This window comes from Nocardioides sp. B129/18 (assembly GCF_055282735.1).
In genome coordinates this window covers 151,883-172,807 of record NZ_JBUZJI010000002.1, presented here as the reverse complement: position 1 = coordinate 172,807, position 20,925 = coordinate 151,883, and the positions used below count along the sequence as shown (strand labels likewise).

Genomic DNA, 20,925 nt, shown 5'->3' with positions numbered 1-20,925 from the left:
GTCGCCGGGCCCTGGTGGCGTCGGGGCGGGGATCAGCCCTGCGCGTCACGCTCCTGCGCCGCGAGGGCGCGGGCGGCGTCGGCGCGACCCTCGGTGACCAGGCGCTTCGCGCCGGGGGCGGCCGAGGTGGAGGCCAGCCAGGCGTCGACGCGCTCGAGGAGCTCCGCCGAGGCCAGCGGGTGCGGGAAGAGCGCCATCAGCGCCACCTGCGCCTTGTGGGTGCCCAGGTGCTCCCACGCGGTGTCGGCCGCCTCGAGGTACTTCTCGAGGTAGGGCGCGAGGACGTCGGCCTGGCCGTGCCGCATGAACGACACCGCCACCGAGCGCGAGGTCTCGTTGGGGGTGTCGGTGCGCTCGACGACCTGGGCCCAGGCCTCGGCCTTGGCCTCCGCGGTGGGCTGGGTGGCCCGGGCGGCGGCCGCGTGCTCCTGGCCGGCGATGGTCTTGTCGGTCTCGAGCTCGGCGTCGATGCGACCCTCGGCCCGGCCGTGGGAGGCGAGGGCGGTGATGAGGATCCAGCGCAGGTCCTGGTCGACGGCGAGGCCCTCGAGGACGACGGCGCCGTCGAGCAGCCCGGCGATCTCCTCCAGCGCGGCGTCGCTCTTCGCGGCACCGGCCCACGCGCGGACGAACGTCAGCTGGTGGTCGCTGCCCGGCTCCGCGGCCCAGGCGAGCTCGCGCAGGCCGGCCTCGAAGCGCGCCGTGAGCTCGTCGCGGTGCGCGGGGGCGGAGTAGTAGGACGCGGCCGTCGCGGCGGTGGCCGGGATGCGGCTGACGCCCCAGGAGTCGGTCTCCTGGCCGATGTTGGCCAGGACCAGGGCGACGTAGTCCGAGGCCGCCATCTCCGCGTCGCGGGTCATGTCCCAGGCGGCGCCCCAGACGAGGGCGCGGGCGAGGGAGTCCTCGAGGGCGGAGAGGTGCTCGATCGCGGTGGCCAGCGAGCGCTCGTCGAGGCGGATCTTGGCGTAGGCGTGGTCGCTGTCGTTGAGCAGCAGCAGGTCGGGCTGCTTCACGCCGACCAGCTGCGGGACCTCGGTGAGCTCGCCCTCGACGTCGATCTCGATCGCGTCGCGGCGCACGAGGCGGCCGTCGACGAGGTCGTAGAGGCCGACGCCGATGCGGTGACGGCGCAGGGTCGGCCAGTCGGGGTGGGCGGTCTGCCGCACGGCGACGCGCGCGAACGCGCCGTCGGCGTCGAGCTCGAGCTCGGGGGCCAGCGTGTTGACGCCGGCGGTCTGCAGCCACTCCTGCGCCCAGCCCTTGAGCTCGCGGCCCGAGGCCTTCTCGAGGGCGGCGAGCAGGTCGGTGAACTCGGAGTTCCCGAAGGCGTGGTCCTTGAAGTACTGACGCAGGCCCGCGAGGAAGGGCTCGAGGCCGACCCAGGCCACCAGCTGCTTGAGCACCGAGGCGCCCTTGGCGTAGGTGATCATGTCGAAGTTGACCTCGACGGCCGCGAGGTCGTGGTTGTCGGCGGCGATCGGGTGCGTCGAGGGCAGCTGGTCGGCGCGGTAGCCGGTGACCTTGCGGGCGTTGGCGAAGCCGGTCCACGCGTCGGTGTACTCGGTGACCTCGGCCTCGGCCCAGTAGCAGGCCCACTCCGCGAAGGACTCGTTGAGCCAGAGGTCGTCCCACCACCGCATGGTCACGAGGTCGCCGAACCACATGTGGGCCATCTCGTGGAGGATCACCGAGCAGCGGAACTCGTGGAACGAGCGCGGCTGACGGCTGCGGGGGAGGTACTCGTCGCGCAGGGTCACGCAGCCGGCGTTCTCCATCGCGCCCATGTTGTACTCCGGCACGTAGAGCTGGTCGTACTTGCCGAAGGGGTAGGGGAAGTCGAACTGCTCCTCGAAGAAGGCGAAGCCCTTCTGCGTGATGTCGACGAGCACGTCGACGTCGAGGTGCTCGGCCAGCGACTGTCGGCAGTAGTGGCCCAGCGGGATGGTGCCGAACTTGCCCTCGTAGACGTGCTGGACCTCGTGGTACTCACCGGCCACCAGCGCGGTGATGTAGGTCGACATGCGCTCGGTGGTGGGGAAGGTCCACACCGCGACGCCGTCTCCGGCGGGCGCGGGCTGCGGGGTCGGGGCGTTGGAGACGACCTTCCAGTGCGCCGGGGCGGTGACGCGGAAGTCGAAGACGGACTTGAGGTCGGGCTGCTCGAAGGTGGTGAAGACGCGGCGGGCGTCGGGCACCTCGAACTGCGTGTAGGTGTAGACGCGGTCGTCGACGGGGTCGACGAACCGGTGCAGGCCCTCGCCGGAGTGGGAGTAGGCGCAGTCGGCGCGGACGACGAGCACGTTGTCCGACTCCAGCCCCTCGAGCGTGATCCGGCTGTCGGCGTAGACCGTCGCGGGGTCGAGGCTGCGGCCGTTGAGGGTCACCTCGTGCACCGTGGCGCCGACGAGGTCGGCGAAGGTCGAGGCGCCGGGCTCGCGGCAGGTGAAGGTCAGGGTGGTCGTCGACCCGAAGGTCGTCTCGCCCGTCGTGAGGTCCAGATCGATGGCGTACGACGTGACGTCCAGGAGGGCGGCGCGGGTGGCGGCCTCGTCCCGGGTCAGATTGGTTCCAGGCATGCCGATGATCCTGCCACCCGGGTGTCGGCAACGTCACGGGCCCCGTCCCGGGGCGCGTGACGTGCCCGCCGGCCGCGGGTCTGCTGGTGCGCCCGAGACGGGGGAGCACTGGTGGGACAGGTGAGAGAATTGTGAAATTCTTGAACGGTTTCCGCGTGTCGGTGCTTGACCTCGGGTTTACTACCGGCTCGTGATGCATCTACGGCGTGTCGGCTTGACGTTGCTCATCGGCCTTCTCTCGGCGGTGGGCGTGGTGGTCGTGTCCCCGCCGTCGCCCGTCGCCGCGGCCAACGCCTACCTGTGCACCGGGTACGACGCCTGCGCGTCGGCCGGCTACAGCCACGCCGGCTACAAGACCGCCGGCTCGAAGATGTACTGGCGCATGTACGGTGGCCACAACTGCACCAACTACGTCGCCTACCGCCTCGTCCAGAGCGGACTGCCGAACACCCGTCCGTGGGAGGGCAACGGCAACGCCACCAACTGGGGCGTCGCGATGTCCGACATCACCGACCAGACCCCGCGCGTCGGCGCCGTGGCCTGGTGGCGCGCCAACACCCCCGGCGCCGGGTCGAGCGGGCACGTCGCCTACGTCGAGAAGGTCGTCTCCGCCACCGAGATCGTCATCTCCGAGGACATGTGGAGCGGCGACTTCCACTGGCGCCGCATCACCAAGGACAGCGGTCGCTGGCCGGCCGGCTTCATCCACTTCAACGACGTGCCGCTGACGGCGAGCGAGAAGCCGAGCGTCGTCGGCACGCCGGTGGTCGGCAAGAGCGTCTCCGCCGACATCGGCACGTGGCCCGCCGGCGCCAAGCTGTCGCTGCGCTGGTACGCCGACGGCAAGGCCCTCTCGGGCGCCACCTCCAAGACCCTCGCCATCACCCCGGCCCTGCTCTCCAAGCGCCTCAAGGTGCGCGTGGCGGCGAGCAAGACTGGCTACGCGTCGGGCGCCTCGACCTCGAGCAGCAGCTCCGCGACCGCTCCGGGCACGCTGGGCGTCGAGGCGCAGCCGGCCGTGCAGGGCACCACCCGGGTCGGCCAGACCCTGAGCCTCGCCGCGGCGAGCTGGTCGCCGTCGCCGGAGAAGGTCGACGTCCAGTGGCTCGCCGACGGCCAGCCGATCGACGGCGCGACCGAGCCGTCCCTGACCCTGCCGCCCGACCTCGTCGGGTCCCGCATCTCCGCGCGCCAGACCGCCACGGAGTACGGCTACCGCACCTCCACCCTCACCGCGCCGACGAGCACCGCCGTCGCGCCCGGCCTCATCGAGGTCACCAAGCCGTTCGCGGTCACCGGCACCGCCCGCGTCGGCCGCACGCTCACCGTCGGCGGCGGCACCACGACGCCGTCCGACGCGACCCGGCGCTACGCCTGGCTGCGCGACGGCCAGGTGATCTCCGGGGCGAACGAGGCCACCTACGCCGTCGGCTCCGCCGACGCCGGGCACGTGATCACCGCCCGGGTGATGCTCGCCCGCAGCGGCTACTCCGACAAGTGGGCCAAGGCGGCCACCAACGGGCCGGTCACCACCACGCCCACGGTCTCGGTGAGCACCGCCACCAGCCCGGGCGGCGCGCTCATCGTCACCCTGCGGGTCACCGCGCGCGGCGTCAGCAGCGTCACCGGCGCCGTCACCGCCACCGTCGACTCGGTCGTGGCGAAGGGCGACCTCGTCGACGGCCGGCTGCGGCTGGTCATGCGGGGCATCCCCGCCGGGCGCCGCGTGCTCGACCTCGTCTACGACGGCACCGACGTCGTCGAGGCCGCGCACGTGCGGATGGCGGTCACGATCCCGCGCACCTGAGGTCCTGGCCCCGCACGGGTGGAACATCGGACGGGGCGGCGCGGTTGAATGCGGTCATGACGAAAGCCGACTTCTGGTTCGACCCGCTGTGCCCCTTCGCCTGGATCACCTCGCGGTGGATCCTCGAGGTCGAGAAGGTGCGCGACATCGAGGTCGAGTGGCACATCATGAGCCTGGGCTACCTCAACCAGGACAAGGACATCCCCGAGGACTACCGCAAGATGCTCGAGGGCGCCTGGGGTCCGGTCCGCATCGCGATGGCCGTCCAGCAGCAGCACGGCCAGGAGAAGCTCGCCGAGCTCTACACCGCCATGGGCACCCGGATCCACAACGAGGGCAAGGGCCGGGAGAAGCCGGTGATGGCCGAGGCGCTCGCCGCCGTCGACCTGCCCGCCGAGCTCGTCGAGGCCTTCGACGACCCCCAGTACGACCAGGCCATCATCACCTCCCACCACGAGGGCATGGACCAGGTCGGCGACGAGGTCGGCACCCCGACCATCGCCATCGACGGCGTCGCGTTCTTCGGACCCGTCATGACCTCGATCCCGAAGGGCGAGGAGGCCGGCAAGGTCTGGGACGGCGCGGTGGCGCTCGCGGCCTACCCGTACTTCTTCGAGCTCAAGCGCTCGCGCAACCAGCCCCTCGACTTCAGCTGATGGCCGACGGGCACGACCACGCGCACGATGACACCGGCCACGGGCACGGCCACGGGCACGACGGCGGGGGAGCCGGCGGCGTCGACCGCCTCGCGATCCTCGCGCTGATCCGCTCGTTCACCCAGGCCGGCGAGCTCCTCGACCGCATCGGGCCCGACGACCTCGGACGTCCCACTCCCTGCCCGGAGTGGGACGTCCTGGCCCTGGCCAACCACCTGGTCGCCCAGCCCCGCATCTTCGTGACGATGCTCCAGGGCTCGCCCCCGGGCTGGGGACGCGAGGTGCTCACCGCCGAGTTCGGCGAGGAGCTGCGCCGCCGCGGCAACGTCGTCGTCAACCTGTGGCGCGAGGTCCAGGACGCCCCGATGCTCGACCCCGACTGGCACAGCGCCGAGATCGCGGTGCACTCGTGGGACCTCGCCTGCGCGCTCGGCGTCCCCACCGACGGCCTCGACCAGCAGGTCGCCGAGCGGGCCGTCGTCGCGATGGACCGCATCCTCGGCCCCCAGCGCACCGGTCGGGCCTTCGCCGACGCCCGCTCGGCCCCGGCCGGCTCCTCGGCCTACGACCACCTCGCCGCCTACGCCGGCCGCACCGTCCCGTGGGAGCGCCCGGCGGGCTGAGGCCGACCCCCGACTCCTAGGATCCTCCCCATGACCCGCGTGCTCTCCGCCGTCGCCTGGCCCTACGCCAACGGCCCCCGCCACATCGGCCACGTGGCCGGCTTCGGCGTGCCCTCCGACGTCTTCAGCCGCTACATGCGGATGGCGGGTCACGACGTCCTCATGGTGTCGGGATCCGACGAGCACGGGACGCCGATCCTCATCGCCGCCGACGAGGCCGGCCTCACCCCGCAGCAGCTCGCCGACCAGAACCACCGGATCATCGCCGAGGACCTCTGCTCCCTCGGGCTGAGCTACGACCTCTACACCCGCACCACCACCCGCAACCACCACGCGGTGGTGCAGGAGATGTTCCGCGGCGTCCACGACAACGGCTACTTCGTCGAGCAGACCACCTTCGGCGCGATCTCGCCGTCCACCGGCCGCACCCTGCCCGACCGCTACATCGAGGGCACCTGCCCGATCTGCAAGACCCCCGGCGCGCGCGGCGACCAGTGCGACACCTGCGGCAACCAGCTCGACCCCGCCGACCTCATCGAGCCGCGCTCGCGCATCAACGGCGAGGTGCCGGAGTTCATCGAGACCCAGCACTTCTTCCTCGACCTGCCCGCGCTCGCCGAGGCGCTGGGGGAGTGGCTCGACGAGCGCGAGGCCACCGGCCTGTGGCGTCCCAACGTCATCCGGTTCAGCCAGAACATCCTCAAGGACATCCGCCCGCGCGCGATGACCCGCGACATCGACTGGGGCATCGCGGTGCCGCTGGACGGCTGGCGGGAGAACCCCACCAAGAAGCTCTACGTCTGGTTCGACGCCGTCATCGGCTACCTCTCCGCCTCCATCGAGTGGGCCCGCCGCAGCGGCGACCCCGACGCCTGGCGGCAGTGGTGGAACGCCGAGGACGCCCGCTCGTACTACTTCATGGGCAAGGACAACATCACCTTCCACAGCCAGATCTGGCCCGCCGAGCTGCTCGCCTACGACGGCGGCGGCTCCCGCGGCGGCCAGCCCGGCCCGTACGGCACCCTGCAGCTGCCCACCGAGGTCGTCAGCTCGGAGTTCCTGACGATGGAGGGCCGCAAGTTCTCCTCCTCCAAGAAGGTCGTCATCTACGTCCGCGACCTGCTGAGCCGCTACCAGCCCGACGCCTTCCGCTACTTCGTCGCGGCCGCCGGGCCCGAGGCGCAGGACTCCGACTTCACGTGGTCGGAGTTCGTGCGGCGCACCAACGACGAGCTCGTCGCCGGCTGGGGCAACCTGGTCAACCGCACCGCGAGCCTGATCCACAAGAACTTCGGCGAGATCCCCGCCGCGGGCGCGCTCACCGACGCCGACCGCGCCGTCCTGGCCGTCGCCCACGACGCGTTCGGCGTCGTCGGCGACCTCATCGCCCGGCACCGCCAGAAGGCGGCCGTCGGCGAGGCCATGCGGGCCGTCGGCGAGGTCAACAAGTACGTCTCCGACCACCAGCCGTGGAAGCTCAAGGCCCCCGAGGAGCGCGAGCGCCTCGGCACGATCCTCCACGTCGTCGCCCAGTGCGTCGCCGACCTCAACCTCGTGCTCGCGCCGTTCCTGCCGTTCTCGGCCAACGCCGTCGACGCCGCCCTCGGCGGCGCGGGCGACGTCGCGCCGATGCCGCGGCTGGAGGAGGCCGAGGACCTCGACGGCGGTGCCGGCTACCCGATCATCACCGGCGACTACACCCGCGTCCCGGCGTGGGAGCGTCGTCCGATCACCGTCGGAGCGCCGGTGGCCAAGCCGACCCCCGTCTTCGTCAAGCTCGACCCCTCGATCATCGAGGAGGAGCTGGCCCGGCTCGGCTCCTGAGCCCGTCCCGCGCGGCGGGGGACGGACGTCGCGCCCACCGGCTAGATTTCCGGCCATGAGCGCCGCCATGTACCTGCCCTCGTTCCAGGTCAAGCAGAAGTTCGCGATGACCACCAACCGCTACGAGCTCTACGCGCTCGACCCCGACGGATCCGAGGGCCAGCTCATGGGCTTCGCGGAGCAGAAGCGGCTGGCGTTCAAGGAGCAGGTCACCTTCTACACCGACTCCTCGAAGTCGCGGCAGGTCTTCGGGTTCAAGGCGCGCAAGCGCATCGACCTCAACTCCGGCTACGACATCGTCGACGAGGCCGGCGCCCCGCTCGGCTTCTTCCGCAAGGACTTCGGCGCCAGCCTCATGCGCTCCACCTTCCACATGGAGGGCCCCGGCTTCGCCGGCACCGGCCAGGAGCGCAGCCAGCTCACCGCGATCCTGCGGCGCTTCACCGACCTGCCGTTCCTCTCGATCCACTTCGACTTCGTCGCCAGCGACGGCGCGCCGCTGATGAGCGTCGAGCGCGAGTTCAAGCTGCGCGACCGCTACGTCGTCACCGTGCCCGACCAGCGCGTCGACTTCCGCGTCGCCGCCGCCGTGGCCGTCGGCCTCGACGCGCTCATGCAGCGCTGACCCGAGCCGACGCCATGGTGCTGCACCCCGAGGCCCGCAAGGCCGTCGAGCTCGCCGAGCTCGAGCGCAAGGTCTTCGAGCCCGGCTTCGACATCGCCGACGCGCGCCGTCAGGCCCAGGAGACCGCGGCGGCGCAGGACCGCGAGGACGTCGCCTCGGTCCGCGACGTCGACGCCGACGGCGTCGCCTGCCGCGTGTACGTGCCGAGCGACGCCCGACCCGGCGTCATCGTCCACCTCCACGGCGGTGGGTTCGTGTTCAACGACGTCGAGGTGCACGACGTCATCGCCCGGCGCCTGGCCAACCGGGCCGGGCGCGCCGTGGTGAGCGTCGACTACCGGCGCCCGCCCGAGCACCGGTTCCCGGCCGCGCCCGACGACGTCGACGCCGTGCTGGGCTGGCTGGAGCGCGAGGGCGCCGCGCACGGCCTCACCGGACCGCTCTACGCGCACGGCGACAGCGCCGGCGGCAACCTCGCGCTCGTGGCCGCCCTGCGCAACCCGGGCCGGTTCGCGGCGGTCGTGCTCATCTACCCCTTCCTCGACCCGTCCGCGTCCTTCGAGTCCTACCGCACCGAGCAGCACGCCTTCGACGAGCGCGAGGCCGCCTGGTACTGGGAGCAGTACGCCGCCAGCGAGGACGACCTCACCCACCCCGACCTCGCACCGCTGCGCTCGGACCTGCTCTGGACGCTGCCGCCGACCCTCGTCGTCACCGCCGAGCACGACCCGCTGCGCGACGAGGGAGAGCACCTCGCCCGCCAGCTCGCCGAGCTGGGCGTCAGCGTCGTCGGCACCCGGTGCCTGGGGCAGATCCACGGCTTCTGGCGTCACGTCGACGCCTTCACCGCCGCCGACCCGTTGATGCTGCAGGTCGTCGGGTTCCTCGACCTCCACGGCTGACGTCTCGCCGCGCGCCCCCGGGCGTCGCGGCCGGCGACCTCCTTGGGAGGATGGGCGCATGCGCGTGCACCTCGGCTCCGACCATGCCGGACTCGACCTCAAGGACCACCTGCTCACCTGGCTCGGCGAGCACGGCTACGAGGCGGTCGACCACGGGCCGTTCGTCTACGACGCCCTCGACGACTATCCGGTCTTCTGCATCCGCGCCGCCCGCGGCGTCGCGCAGGACCGGGCCGCCGGGCTCGACAGCCTCGGCGTCGTCATCGGCGGCTCGGGCAACGGCGAGCAGATGGCCGCCAACAAGGTCGAGGGCATCCGCTGCGCCCTGGTGTGGTCCGAGGACACCGCCCGTCTGGCCCGTGAGCACAACGACGCCCAGGTCGTCTCCGTCGGCGGCCGCATGCACACCCTCGAGGAGATGACCCGCTTCGTCGAGCTCTTCCTCGTCGAGCCCTTCAGCGGCGACGAGCGCCACGTCCGCCGCATCAACCAGCTGCTCGACTACGAGCGCACCGGCGAGCCGCCCGCGCTCCCGGAGTCCGCGGCAGGCCGCGGCCCCGACGCCTGACCGGGGCCGGCTCGTGCCCGAGGGCCACACCCTCCGACGGCTCGCGCTCGCCCTGGGTGAGGCGTTCGCCGGCGACGCCGTCGCCGTCTCCAGCCCGCAGGGGCGCTTCGCCGCCGAGGCAGCCGAGCTCGACGGCGCCGTCCTGCTGGGCGCCGACTCCGCCGGCAAGCACCTGTTCGTCGAGTTCGAGGGCGAGCGGCTCGTCCACGTCCACCTCGGCCTGATCGGCGTCTTCGACGTGACGCCGGGCCCCGCCCCCGAGCCCCGCGGAGCCGTGCGGCTGCGGATCGAGGGCCCGCGCGCGCACGCCGACCTGCGCGGCGCCACCCGCTGCGACCTCGTCACCCCCGAGCGGCGCGCGGCCGTGCTCGCCGACCTCGGCGCCGACCCGCTGCGTCCCGACGCCGACCCCGACCGCGCCTGGGCGCGGATCTCACGCAGCCGACGCAGCATCGGCGAGCTGCTCATGGACCAGTCGGTCGTCGCGGGCGTCGGCAACGTCTACCGCGCCGAGGTGCTCTTCCGGCAGCGCATCGACCCCTTCCGCGCCGGCACCACCCTGCGGCGCGCGCAGTGGCGGGCGATCTGGGACGACCTCGTCGACCTCATGCCCGAGGGCGTCGCCACCGGACGCATCGACACCGTGCGTCCCGAGCACGCCCCCGAGGCGATGGGCCGCGAGCCGCGCCGCGACGACCACGGCGGCGAGGTCTACGTCTACCGCCGCACCGGCCAGCCGTGCTTCCTGTGCGGCACCACCGTGCGCACCGAGCCGATGGCCTCGCGCAACCTCTTCTGGTGCCCGCGCTGCCAGCGCCGCCACCGTCCGCGCACCGTAGGATGACCCTCTCCGAGGTCGTGGGCGGTGCCGTCACGGCCCTGGAGGTCTCTGCACCGACAGGAGCACCATGACGTCCGTCTCCGCCCTCCGGGCGACGATGAGCCGGCCCGCGCTGGGCCTGGCGGCCGTGGCCGCCGTCGTGGTGCTCTGCGTCGCGCTGGCGCCGGTCGACGTCCCCTTCACCGCGCTGATGGTGCCGCTGCTGGTCGGCAGCCTCCTGCTCAGCCCGCGCGAGATGCCCTGGTTCCTGGCCTGGATGAGCCTCATGCTCGCGCTCTCGGTGGCGCTGCAGCCCGACAAGACCGCCCGCATCATCGGCGCGTCCGGCATCCAGGTGCTGATGATCCTCATCGTCCTGGCCGTCTCGGTGCGGCGCAGCCGCCTCGGCGTCGGCGGGATGCTGGGGGAGTCGATGTTCGTCGACCTGCGCGACCGGCTCCTCGACCAGGGCCGCATGCCGGCGCTCCCGCACGGCTGGACCGTCGAGTCCGCGCTGCGCTCGGCGGGCGGCACGCCGTTCGCGGGCGACTTCGTGGTCTCGACGCGTCGGGCCGAGGGCACGCTCGAGGTGGTGCTCGTCGACGTCTCCGGCAAAGGGGAGGCCGCCGGCACGCGGGCGCTCCTGCTGTCCGGCGCCTTCGGCGGCCTGCTCGGCGCCGTGCCGCCCGGGGACTTCCTCTCCGCCGCCAACGAGTACCTCCTCGGCCTGGACTGGGAGGAGGGCTTCGCCAGCGCCGTCCACCTCTCCCTCGACCTCGACACCGGCGTCGCGGAGGTGCGCAGCGCCGGCCACCCGCCCGGCGTGCACCGGGCGGCCGGCTCCGGACGCTGGAACGTGCTCGGCGCCGAGGGCCCCGTCCTCGGCCTGCTGCCGGGGGAGGACTACCCGCCCGTGCGCATCCGCCTCCAGCCCGGCGACGCCGTGCTCCTCTACACCGACGGCATGGTCGAGGAGCCCGCTCGCGACCTCGACCGCGGCATCGACCGGATGCTCGGCGGCGCCGAGCAGATCGTCCGCGGGCACTGGGACGCCGCCGCCGCACGGCTGGTCGAGCGGCTCGGCTCGGCCACCGACGACCGCGCGCTCGTCGTCATCGCCCGCGGCTGAGCGCGGCGGTTGCGGGCCGCGTCGCGGCCTGTGGCACGATGAGCCCGCACCGGCGCTCGACGAGCGACCGGGGGCACGCGGATGTAGCTCAATGGTAGAGCCCCAGTCTTCCAAACTGGCTACGCGGGTTCGATTCCCGTCATCCGCTCCAAGCCGCTCCGCCGGCCTCCGCGAGGCCCGGCTCGGACGGCTTGGCGGGGCGTAGCGTAGTGGCTAGCGCGCCTGCTTTGGGAGCAGGAGATCGCAGGTTCGAGTCCTGTCGCCCCGACTCCCGGCCCGCCTCCCGGCCTGACCCGGTCCTCGGCCCCTTCCGCGCTCGACGTCCGCCGGTGCCGGGTGATTTCGGCGCGTCGAGCCGCGCTGGGTAGGCTGCCCCGAGGTCCCGTGCGCTGCGGGTGCCGGAGTCCTCCGGCCGGTCGCGAGCGCCGGCACCGCCACCCATCATTCGAACGTAGGAGAAGTCTGTGAAGAGCGCCGTCGAGACCTTGAGCCCGACCCGGGCCAAGCTGACCGTCGAGGTGCCCTTCGAGGAGCTCAAGCCGAGCCTCGACGCGGCGTACAAGAAGATCGCGCAGCAGATCAACATCCCCGGCTTCCGCCGCGGCAAGGTCCCGCCCGCGATCATCGACCGCCAGGTCGGCCGGGGCGTCGTGCTCGACGAGGCCATCAACGACGTCCTCCCGAAGAAGTACGTCGAGGCGCTGCAGGAGAACGACCTCGAGCCGCTCGCGCAGCCCGAGATCGAGGTGACCAGACTCGAGGACAACCAGCTCGTCGAGTTCACCGCCGAGGTCGACGTCAAGCCCGAGTTCGAGCTGCCCTCCTACGACGGCCTCGAGGCCGAGGTCGAGGACGTCGCCGTCTCCGACGAGGACCTCGAGGAGCAGATCAAGGCGCTGCGCGAGCGCTTCGGCACCCTCGCCGACGTCGAGCGCGCGGCCGCCGAGAACGACTTCGTGACCCTCGACCTCGTCGCGGTCCAGGACGGCGAGGTCGTCCCGGGCGCCGAGGTCAGCGGCATGAGCTACCAGGTCGGCCGCGGCGGCATGATCGACGGCCTCGACGAGGCCCTCGTCGGCATGGCGGCCGGCGAGGAGAAGACCTTCTCCTCCCAGCTCGTCGGCGGCGACCTCGTCGGCCAGGATGTCGAGGTCCAGGTCAAGGTCACCGGCGTCCAGGAGCAGGAGCTCCCCGAGTTCGACGACGAGTTCGCCCAGCTCGCCTCGGAGTTCGACACCGCGGAGGAGTTCCGCGACGACCTCCGCGAGCGTCTGGGCCGTGGCAAGCGCCTCGAGCAGGCCGCCGCCGCCCGCGACGCCGTCCTCGAGGTCCTCCTCGAGCAGGTCTCGATCCCGCTGCCGGAGTCCTTCGTCACCGACGAGCTCAACTCCCGCCGCGAGAGCGTCGAGCAGCAGCTCGCCTACGCCGGCATCACGATGGAGAAGTACCTCGAGGACGAGGGCCAGACCCAGGAGGAGTTCGAGGCCGACCTCGACCGCCGGGTCCGCGACGCCGTCACCGCGCAGTTCATCCTCGACGCGATCGCCAAGAAGGAGGAGTTCGGCGTCGACCAGAACGAGCTCTCCCAGCACCTCGTGCGCCGCGCCCAGCAGTCCGGCCAGGACCCGCAGGAGTTCGCGAACCACATGTTCGCGCACAACCACATCCCCGAGCTGGTGCAGGAGATCCTGCGCGGCAAGGCGCTGGCCCAGATCGTCGAGGCCGCGGTCGTCAAGGACGCCTCCGGCAACGTCGTCGACCTGAAGAACCTGCGTCCCGACGGCACCATCGGCGAGCCCGAGGCGGAGGTCGACTCCGACGCTCCTGCCGAGGCCGACGCCGAGGAGACCACCGAGGCCTGAGGTCTCACCCCCACCGCCCCCGTCGTGATCGACGGGGGCGGTGGTGTTTCGCGGGGGGTTGAAAGCTTTGGCGGCCAACCGCTGAAACCCACGGTTGGCGTTCGAAGCTTCGAACGCCAACCGGAAGGTCTGGCGGCTGACCGCCGATACTTTCACCGCGGGCGCCAGTGCACAGATGTACTCCGAACCGGTACCCTGCTTCCATGACCACCGCCCCCGGACCCACGCTGCTCGACGCCGCCTCGCTGCTGTGCGAGGTGGCCGACGAGCTCGTCGTGCGCAGCGCGCGCGACACCCACCTCGCGGTGGTCGACCGCGTGCACGGCGTCGGGCGAGCGGTGACACGCGCTCCGGCGGGGCCCATCGAGCGGGCGCACCGCGGCATCGCGGGCGCGGTCTACGGCGGCCTGGGCGTGGGCCTGCGGGCGGCGTCGAAGGGGCTCGACAGGGCGGCCGAGACCGGAGCCGGGCCGCGCCTGGAGGGACGGGCCGAGGGCCGCTTCCTCTCCGCGGCGGTCAACGGCCTCATCGGCGACCGGCTGCTGCGCGAGCGGCCCCAGATGGCGATCCCGATGGCCGTGCGGCGGTCGGGCGCCGACGTCCAGCCCGAGACCGTGGCCCTCGCGGCGGCGTTCCCGCAGGCCACGGGGCGCATCGCCGTCCTGCTCCACGGCCTGTGCGAGGACGAGTCGGCGTGGGGGCTGGGCCGCGAGCAGCGCGGCACCTCCTACGTCGAGGCGCTGGAGGAGCTCGGCTGGACGCCGGTGCTGCTGCGCGCCAACACCGGTCTGCCGCTGCGCGAGAACGGCGTGGCGCTCACGGCGCTGCTGCGCGACGTCGTCGAGGCCTGGCCGGTGCCGGTCACGCGGATCGCGCTCATCGGGCACTCCATGGGCGGGCTGATCATGCGCGCCGCGGCCGCGGTGGCCGCCGAGCGGCCCGGGGAGAGCGCCCCGTGGACCACGCACGTCACCGACGTCGTCACCCTCGGCACCCCGCACCTGGGGGCCCCGCTGGCCACCCACGTCGGGCACGGCAGCCGCGGCCTGGGCGTGCTCGCCGAGACCGCCGCCTTCAGCCGCATCCTCGAGCTGCGCTCGGCCGGCGTCCGCGATCTCGTCGCGGGGCTCGCCGAGGACGTCGCGGCGCTCCCGCACGCGCGCTACCGGCTGGTGGCCGCGACCCTCACCGACGCCGACGCCCACCCGGTGGTCGGCGCGCTCGGCGACCTCCTGGGCGACCTGCTGGTGCGTCCGGCCTCCGCCGAGGGACGCGACCGGCGCGGCCGCACCCTCTTCCCGGGCGCCGAGGTGCTGCGGGTCGGCGGCACGCACCACTTCGGGCTGCTGAACCACGTCGAGGTCGAGCGCGCTCTGCGAGACTGGCTGGCGTGACCCTCTCCTCCCCGGCGGCGCGCGAGCTGCGCGCCGAGGCCGTCCTCCCCGTCGCCCCCGAGCAGGTCTGGTCGGTGCTCACCGACCTGGGCCGGATGCGCGAGTGGAGCCCCGAGACCCTCGCCATGCTGCCGCTCAAGCGCGGCGGCCTGCGCGTCGGCCAGTGGTACCTCGGCGTCAACCGCCGCAAGGCCTTCGTGTGGCCCACCCGCAACGTGCTGGCGGTCCTCGATCCGGGTCGCGTGCTCGCCTGGGACACCACCTCCTCGGGCGCGCGCTGGATCTGGGAGCTCGAGCCCGTCGACGCCGGCACCCGCGTCGTCCACCGCCGCCCCGTGCCCCGCGACGTCACCCGGCTCTCCAAGCTCGTCGCGCCCCTGTTCCTCGGCGGCAGCGAGGGTCACGCCGACGAGCTCGAGGCCGGCATGGCCACCACGGTGCGTCGCCTCGGCGAGGCGATCGCCGCGTCGGGACGCTGACCGGCCGGCGGCGGCTTCCGCTGTCGGCGAACAGGACCCCGAACCCCCTGGAACCGGGGCCGGGACGGGCTAGGGTCGGCGACGTGAACCAGTACTCGAGCCCTTCGGCGTCCGGCTCCACCCTGGGTGGCGGTGGCGGACTCAACGTCCTCGACGACCACATCTACCAGCGCCTGCTGCGCGAGCGCATCGTGTTCCTCGGCTCCGAGGTCCGCGACCAGAACGCGAACGCGATCTGTGCTCAGCTGCTGCTGCTCTCGGCGGAGGACCCCGAGGCCGACATCTTCCTCCACATCAACAGCCCCGGCGGCTCCGTCGACGCCGGCATGGCCATCTACGACACCATGAACTACATCCCCAACGACGTCGCCACCGTGGCCATGGGCCTCGCCGCGTCGATGGGCCAGTTCCTGCTGTGCGCCGGCGCGAAGGGCAAGCGGTACGCCCTCCCGCACGCGCGGATCATGATGCACCAGCCGTCGTCGGGCATGGGCGGCTCCGCCTCCGACATCAAGATCCAGGCTCAGCAGTCGCTGCACATCAAGAAGGTGCTCCTCGACCTCATCGCCGAGCACACCGGCCAGCCCATCGAGCAGGTCGTCGCCGACGCTGACCGCGACCGCTGGTTCACCGCCGACCAGGCCCTGGAGTACGGCCTCGTCGACCAGGTCATCACCAGCGCCCGCGAGGCCGTCGACTCCGGCCGTCCCGCCCACACGAAGTGAGGTCCCGCGCATGAACTACTACATCCCCCAGTGGGAGGAGCGGACGTCGTACGGCTTCCGCCGCATCGACCCCTACGCCAAGCTGTTCGAGGACCGCATCATCTACCTCGGCACCCCGATCTCCGACGACGTCGCGAACGCCGTCATCGCTCAGCTGCTGTGCCTGCAGTCGATGAACCCCGACCAGGACATCAGCATCTACATCAACTCCCCGGGTGGCTCGATCACCGCGCTCGCGGCGATCTACGACACGATCCAGTTCATCAAGCCCGACGTGCAGACCGTCTGCATCGGTCAGGCGGCCTCGGCGGCGGCGATCCTGCTCGGCGCCGGCGCCAAGGGCAAGCGCCTCGCGCTCCCGAACAGCCGGATCCTCATCCACCAGCCCTACACCGAGGGCACCTTCGGCCAGACCTCCGACATCGAGATCCAGGCCAACGAGATCCTGCGCATGCGCGAGATGCTCGAGCGGATGATCAGCCAGCACTCCGGCCGGGCGATCGAGGAGGTCAGCCGCGACATCGAGCGCGACAAGATCCTCACCGCCCCCGAGGCCATCGAGTACGGCCTGATCGACTCCATCCTGGAGTCGCTCAAGACGCCCGCTCTCGTCTGAGCGCAGCGTCCCCGGACGCCTGACCCCGTGTCGCCCGTGCCTTCACGGGCGCACGGGGGGTAGCGTTCCCGAGAGTTCCAACCGGTTCAGTCAGATGCCGTCCCCGACGGCCGATGGACCACCCGTGAGACCCCGACTGGGAGGAAGCCCGTGGCACGCATCGGCGACGGCGGTGACCTGCTGAAGTGCTCGTTCTGCGGCAAGTCGCAGAAGCAGGTCAAGAAGCTCATCGCAGGCCCTGGGGTCTACATCTGCGACGAGTGCATCGATCTGTGCAACGAGATCATCGAGGAGGAGCTCTCCGAGGGCACCGAGGTCGGTCTCGAGGAGCTGCCCAAGCCCCGCGAGATCTTCGAGTTCCTCAACTCCTACGTCATCGGCCAGGAGCAGGCGAAGAAGTCGCTGGCCGTCGCGGTCTACAACCACTACAAGCGGGTCCAGGCGGGCCTGCAGCCGGTGGCCGGGAAGCACTCCAAGGAGGAGAGCGTCGAGGTCGCGAAGTCGAACATCCTCGTCATCGGCCCCACCGGCTGCGGCAAGACCTACCTGGCCCAGACCCTGGCGCGCATGCTGAACGTCCCGTTCGCCATCGCCGACGCCACTGCGCTCACCGAGGCCGGCTACGTCGGCGAGGACGTCGAGAACATCCTCCTCAAGCTCATCCAGGCCGCCGACTACGACGTCAAGAAGGCCGAGACGGGCATCATCTACATCGACGAGATCGACAAGGTGGCCCGCAAGGCGGAGAACCCCTCGATCACCCGCGACGTCTCCGGCGAGGGCGTGCAGCAGGCGCTGCTGAAGATCATCGAGGGCACCACCGCCTCGGTGCCGCCGCAGGGCGGGCGCAAGCACCCGCACCAGGAGTTCATCCAGATCGACACCACGAACATCCTGTTCGTCGTGGGCGGCGCCTTCGCCGGGCTCGAGCACATCGTCGAGCAGCGGGTCGGCAAGAAGACCCTCGGCTTCACCGCGGAGGTCCGCGGCCAGGCCGAGCGCGAGGCCGAGGACCTGCTCCAGCTGGTGCGGCCCGAGGACCTCACCAAGTTCGGCCTGATCCCCGAGTTCATCGGCCGTCTGCCGCTGATCGCGAGCGTCAACAAGCTCGACCAGGCCGCGCTGGTGCAGATCCTCACCGAGCCGCGCAACGCGCTGGTCAAGCAGTACCAGAAGCTCTTCGAGCTCGACGAGGTCTCCCTGGAGTTCACCGACGAGGCCGTCGCCGCCATCGCCGACAAGGCCATGGAGCGCGGCACCGGCGCCCGAGGCCTGCGCGCCATCATCGAGGAGGTCCTCCTCCAGGTGATGTACGACGTCCCCTCCCGCGGCGACATCGCCAAGGTCGTCGTCACGGCCGAGGCCGTGCTCGGCGAGGCGGCCCCGACGCTCGTGCCGCGCGAGGCGGAGTCGAAGAAGAAGAAGTCGGCCTGACGCCGACCACCGAGACGCCCGAGGGGCGCTCCCGCCACATGCGGGGGCGCCCCTCGCGTCGTTCCGGGCGAGAGCACGAGGGGCAGGACCTCCACCGTTCGCCCGGCCCGCTGCTGCGACGTCGACGGCCGGCCGCTCCCGGGGCGGCCGTCGTCGGCCTTGGCCCCCGCGGTGGCCGTTCCGAGCGCGCGGCGCTGGATCCTCGCCACGCCGCGGGGGCTGGTGGCCTACGCCCGCCGGTGAGGCGGGCGTGCGGTCAGTCCTGCTTCTCCTCCACCGGCGCGAGCTCGGCGGTGACGCTGAGCTCGGTGGCGGCGTCGTCGACGACGAAGGTGAGCTCGCCGACGATCCGGCCGGTCTTGCGCAGGTCCTCGGCGGCCGTGCGGGCGCCGTCGACCAGGGCGGCCGGGCCGGTGACGGTGGCGTGCGAGAGCGGCGCGCGCATCGAGACCTTCGCGGTGGACTTCACGCCGCGCAGGCCGATGAGGGCGGCGGCGACGCCGTCGAGGGTGGCGGGGTCGGCGGCCGCCGCGGAGCCGAGGTCGAGCTCGGTGGGCCACGAGGCGTGGTGCACCGAGCCCTCCTGCCACCACGACCAGACCTCCTCGGTCACGTAGGGCAGGAACGGCGCGAGCAGGCGCAGCTGGGCGTGCAGCGCGATCGCCAGCGTCGCCTTGGCCGAGGCCGTGCCGGGGCCGCGCTCGGCGTCGTAGGCGCGCTCCTTGACCAGCTCGAGGTAGTCGTCGCAGAACTCCCAGAAGAACTTCTCGGTGGTCTCCAGCGCCGTGGTGTAGTCGTAGGCCTCCAGCGCCTTGGTGGCCTTGCGGATCACCAGGACGAGGCGGGCCAGGAGCGCGCAGTCCACCGGGTCGGAGACCTCGAAGGCGTTGAGCTCGGTGGCGCCGACGCCGCCGAGCACGAACTTCGAGGCGTTGAGCACCTTCATCGCCAGGCGGCGGCCGACCTTCATCTGCGACTCGTCGAAGGGGGAGTCCAGACCCGGGCGCGCCATCGCGGCACGCCAGCGGACGGCGTCGGCGCCGAACTTGTCGAGGATCTCGTTGGGGACCACGACGTTGCCCTTGGACTTCGACATCTTCTTGCGGTCGGGGTCGACCACGAAGCCGGAGACCAGCGCGTGATGCCACGGGGCGACGCCGTTCTCCAGGTGCGAGCGCACCATGCGGGAGAACAGCCAGGTGCGGATGATGTCGTGGGCCTGGGTGCACAGGTCCATCGGGAAGACCCGGCCCCACAGGTCGGGGTCGGACTCCCAGCCGCCGGCGATGTGCGGCGTCAGGGACGAGGTGGCCCAGGTGTCCATGACGTCGGGGTCGCCGATGAAGCCGCCGGGCTTGCCGCGCTGGGCCTCGTCGAAGCCGCGGGGGGCATCGGTGGACGGGTCGACCGGCAGCTCGGCCTCGGTGGGCATGAGCGGGTGGGCGTAGTCCGGCTCGCCCTCGGCGTCGAGGGGGTACCAGACCGGGAACGGGATGCCGAAGAAGCGCTGGCGCGAGATCAGCCAGTCGCCGTTGAGGCCGCCGACCCAGTTGTCGTAGCGGTGCCACATGTGCTCGGGCACCCAGGTGAGCTCGGTGCCGCGCTCGAGCAGCTCGGCGCGCAGGGCGGCGTCGCGGCCGCCGTTGCGGAGGTACCACTGGCGGGTGGCGACGATCTCGAGCGGCTTGTCGCCCTTCTCGTAGAAGTTCGCCATGCGCTGGGTGGGCTTGGGCTCGCCGTCGAGGTCGCCGCTCTCGCGCAGCATGGCGACCATCTCCTCGCGGGCGGAGAAGGTGGTCTTGCCGGCGAGCCGCTCGTAGGCGCCGGCGGCGGTCTCCGAGGAGAGCCACTCGGGGGTCTCGCGCGTGAGGCGGCCGTCGCGACCGACGACGGTGCGCACGGGGAGGTTCAGCTCGCGCCACCAGGTGACGTCGGTGAGGTCGCCGAAGGTGCAGCACATCGCGATGCCGGCGCCCTTGTCCATCTCGGCGGCCGGGTGCGCCAGCACGGGCACCTCGACGCCGAAGACCGGGCTGGTGACCGTGGTGCCGAACAGCGGCTGGTAGCGCTCGTCGTCGGGGTGGGCGATGAGGGCGACGACGCTCGGGATCAGCTCGGGACGGGTGGTCTCGATGTGCACCGGGGTGCCGTCGGCGCGGTGGTAGGCCACGCGGTGGTACGCGCCGGCGTACTCGCGGGCCTCGAGCTCGGCCTGGGCGACGGCGGTCTGGAAGGTGACGTCCCAGAGGGTCGGCGCCTCCTGCAGGTAGGCCTCGCCGCGAGCGTGGTTGCGCAGGAACGCACGCTGGCTGGCGACCTGCGCGCTGCGGCCGATCGTGGTGTAGGTGGTGTCCCAGTCGACCGAGAGGCCGAGGGTGCGCCACAGGGACTCGAAGACCTGCTCGTCCTGCTCGACGAGCTGCTCGCACAGCGCGACGAAGTTCGGACGGCTGATCGGGATCTGCCGCTTGGGGTCCGGCTTCTCCGGGGGAGTGAAGTCGGGGTCGAAGGGCAGCGTGGGGTCGCAGCGCACGCCGAAGTAGTTCTGGACCCGACGCTCGGTGGGCAGGCCGTTGTCATCCCAGCCCATCGGGTAGAAGACGGCCTTGCCGCGCATGCGCTGGAAGCGCGCGACGAGGTCGGTGTGGGTGTAGGAGAAGACGTGGCCCACGTGCAGGCTGCCGCTGACGGTGGGCGGCGGGGTGTCGATGGAGTAGACGTTCTCCCGCGGCTGGGTGCGGTCGAAGGCGTAGGTGCCCTGCTCCTTCCAGCGGGCGGCCCAGCGCTCCTCGAGGCCCTCCAGGGCCGGCTTCTCCGGTACGACGACGGCGCGGCGGGCGCTCGTCGACGTCTCGGATGAAGTGGCCGTGGTCTCAGTCATGGTC

The 20,925-nt window shown here is 72.0% G+C and carries 17 protein-coding genes and 2 tRNA genes; 17 read left to right on the top strand and 2 right to left on the bottom strand.

Going from position 1 to position 20,925, the window contains the following annotated elements; all coding sequences use genetic code 11:
* Positions 1 to 32: 32 nt before the first annotated feature.
* Positions 33 to 2,576: an aminopeptidase N gene (gene pepN / locus ACZDWJ_RS02460; protein ID WP_463519327.1), complete on the bottom strand. Its 2,544-nt coding sequence runs from the start codon at positions 2,574 to 2,576 to the stop codon at positions 33 to 35.
* Between the two features lie 250 nt (positions 2,577 to 2,826).
* On the opposite strand from pepN, the gene ACZDWJ_RS02455 reads away from it, so the two are divergent.
* From ACZDWJ_RS02455 to clpX, 17 genes are all read left to right on the top strand, one after another.
* Complete coding sequence (locus ACZDWJ_RS02455) at positions 2,827 to 4,383, top strand: CHAP domain-containing protein (RefSeq protein WP_463519326.1); 1,557 nt, start codon at positions 2,827 to 2,829, stop codon at positions 4,381 to 4,383.
* Positions 4,384 to 4,439: 56 nt separating this feature from the next.
* Positions 4,440 to 5,039 (top strand): mycothiol-dependent nitroreductase Rv2466c family protein, encoded by a 600-nt coding sequence (locus ACZDWJ_RS02450; protein ID WP_463519325.1) that lies wholly within the window; start codon positions 4,440 to 4,442, stop codon positions 5,037 to 5,039.
* Complete coding sequence (locus tag ACZDWJ_RS02445) at positions 5,039 to 5,662, top strand: maleylpyruvate isomerase family mycothiol-dependent enzyme (protein ID WP_463519324.1); 624 nt, start codon at positions 5,039 to 5,041, stop codon at positions 5,660 to 5,662. Before ACZDWJ_RS02450 ends, ACZDWJ_RS02445 begins: the two co-directional genes overlap by 1 nt.
* A gap of 30 nt (positions 5,663 to 5,692) precedes the next feature.
* Positions 5,693 to 7,486 (top strand): methionine--tRNA ligase, encoded by a 1,794-nt coding sequence (metG, locus tag ACZDWJ_RS02440; protein WP_463519323.1) that lies wholly within the window; start codon positions 5,693 to 5,695, stop codon positions 7,484 to 7,486.
* A gap of 55 nt (positions 7,487 to 7,541) precedes the next feature.
* Positions 7,542 to 8,111 (top strand): LURP-one-related/scramblase family protein, encoded by a 570-nt coding sequence (locus ACZDWJ_RS02435; protein WP_463519322.1) that lies wholly within the window; start codon positions 7,542 to 7,544, stop codon positions 8,109 to 8,111.
* Positions 8,112 to 8,125: 14 nt separating this feature from the next.
* The gene (locus ACZDWJ_RS02430) at positions 8,126 to 9,013 is read left to right on the top strand and encodes an alpha/beta hydrolase (RefSeq protein WP_463519321.1); all 888 of its coding nucleotides are present in this window, start codon (positions 8,126 to 8,128) and stop codon (positions 9,011 to 9,013) included.
* Positions 9,014 to 9,071: 58 nt separating this feature from the next.
* Positions 9,072 to 9,581 (top strand): ribose-5-phosphate isomerase, encoded by a 510-nt coding sequence (locus ACZDWJ_RS02425; protein ID WP_463519320.1) that lies wholly within the window; start codon positions 9,072 to 9,074, stop codon positions 9,579 to 9,581.
* Positions 9,582 to 9,594: 13 nt separating this feature from the next.
* On the top strand, positions 9,595 to 10,425 hold the full coding sequence (locus ACZDWJ_RS02420; RefSeq protein ID WP_463519319.1) for an Fpg/Nei family DNA glycosylase: 831 nt from the start codon (positions 9,595 to 9,597) through the stop codon (positions 10,423 to 10,425).
* Between the two features lie 64 nt (positions 10,426 to 10,489).
* Positions 10,490 to 11,530, top strand: coding sequence for a PP2C family protein-serine/threonine phosphatase (locus ACZDWJ_RS02415; RefSeq protein ID WP_463519318.1), 1,041 nt, complete (start codon positions 10,490 to 10,492; stop codon positions 11,528 to 11,530).
* Positions 11,531 to 11,607: 77 nt separating this feature from the next.
* Positions 11,608 to 11,681: transfer RNA gene (locus ACZDWJ_RS02410), tRNA-Gly, on the top strand.
* Positions 11,682 to 11,725: 44 nt separating this feature from the next.
* Positions 11,726 to 11,798: transfer RNA gene (locus ACZDWJ_RS02405), tRNA-Pro, on the top strand.
* Positions 11,799 to 11,994: 196 nt separating this feature from the next.
* The gene (gene tig / locus ACZDWJ_RS02400) at positions 11,995 to 13,392 is read left to right on the top strand and encodes a trigger factor (RefSeq protein WP_463519317.1); all 1,398 of its coding nucleotides are present in this window, start codon (positions 11,995 to 11,997) and stop codon (positions 13,390 to 13,392) included.
* 203 nt (positions 13,393 to 13,595) lie between these two features.
* Positions 13,596 to 14,786 carry an esterase/lipase family protein gene (locus tag ACZDWJ_RS02395; protein ID WP_463519316.1) on the top strand — a complete coding sequence of 397 codons (1,191 nt, stop codon included), beginning with the start codon at positions 13,596 to 13,598 and terminating at the stop codon, positions 14,784 to 14,786.
* On the top strand, positions 14,783 to 15,265 hold the full coding sequence (locus ACZDWJ_RS02390) for an SRPBCC family protein (protein WP_463519315.1): 483 nt from the start codon (positions 14,783 to 14,785) through the stop codon (positions 15,263 to 15,265). Before ACZDWJ_RS02395 ends, ACZDWJ_RS02390 begins: the two co-directional genes overlap by 4 nt.
* 83 nt (positions 15,266 to 15,348) lie before the next feature.
* Positions 15,349 to 15,990, top strand: coding sequence for an ATP-dependent Clp protease proteolytic subunit (locus ACZDWJ_RS02385; protein WP_463519314.1), 642 nt, complete (start codon positions 15,349 to 15,351; stop codon positions 15,988 to 15,990).
* A gap of 10 nt (positions 15,991 to 16,000) precedes the next feature.
* Positions 16,001 to 16,606, top strand: coding sequence for an ATP-dependent Clp protease proteolytic subunit (locus tag ACZDWJ_RS02380; RefSeq protein WP_463519313.1), 606 nt, complete (start codon positions 16,001 to 16,003; stop codon positions 16,604 to 16,606).
* Positions 16,607 to 16,756: 150 nt separating this feature from the next.
* Positions 16,757 to 18,040: an ATP-dependent Clp protease ATP-binding subunit ClpX gene (clpX, locus tag ACZDWJ_RS02375; protein ID WP_463519312.1), complete on the top strand. Its 1,284-nt coding sequence runs from the start codon at positions 16,757 to 16,759 to the stop codon at positions 18,038 to 18,040.
* A gap of 256 nt (positions 18,041 to 18,296) precedes the next feature.
* Here the strand turns inward: clpX and valS are convergent, their stop codons facing one another.
* Entirely contained in the window at positions 18,297 to 20,921 is a 2,625-nt protein-coding gene (valS, locus tag ACZDWJ_RS02370; RefSeq protein ID WP_463519311.1) for a valine--tRNA ligase, read from the bottom strand.
* Positions 20,922 to 20,925: the final 4 nt, after the last annotated feature.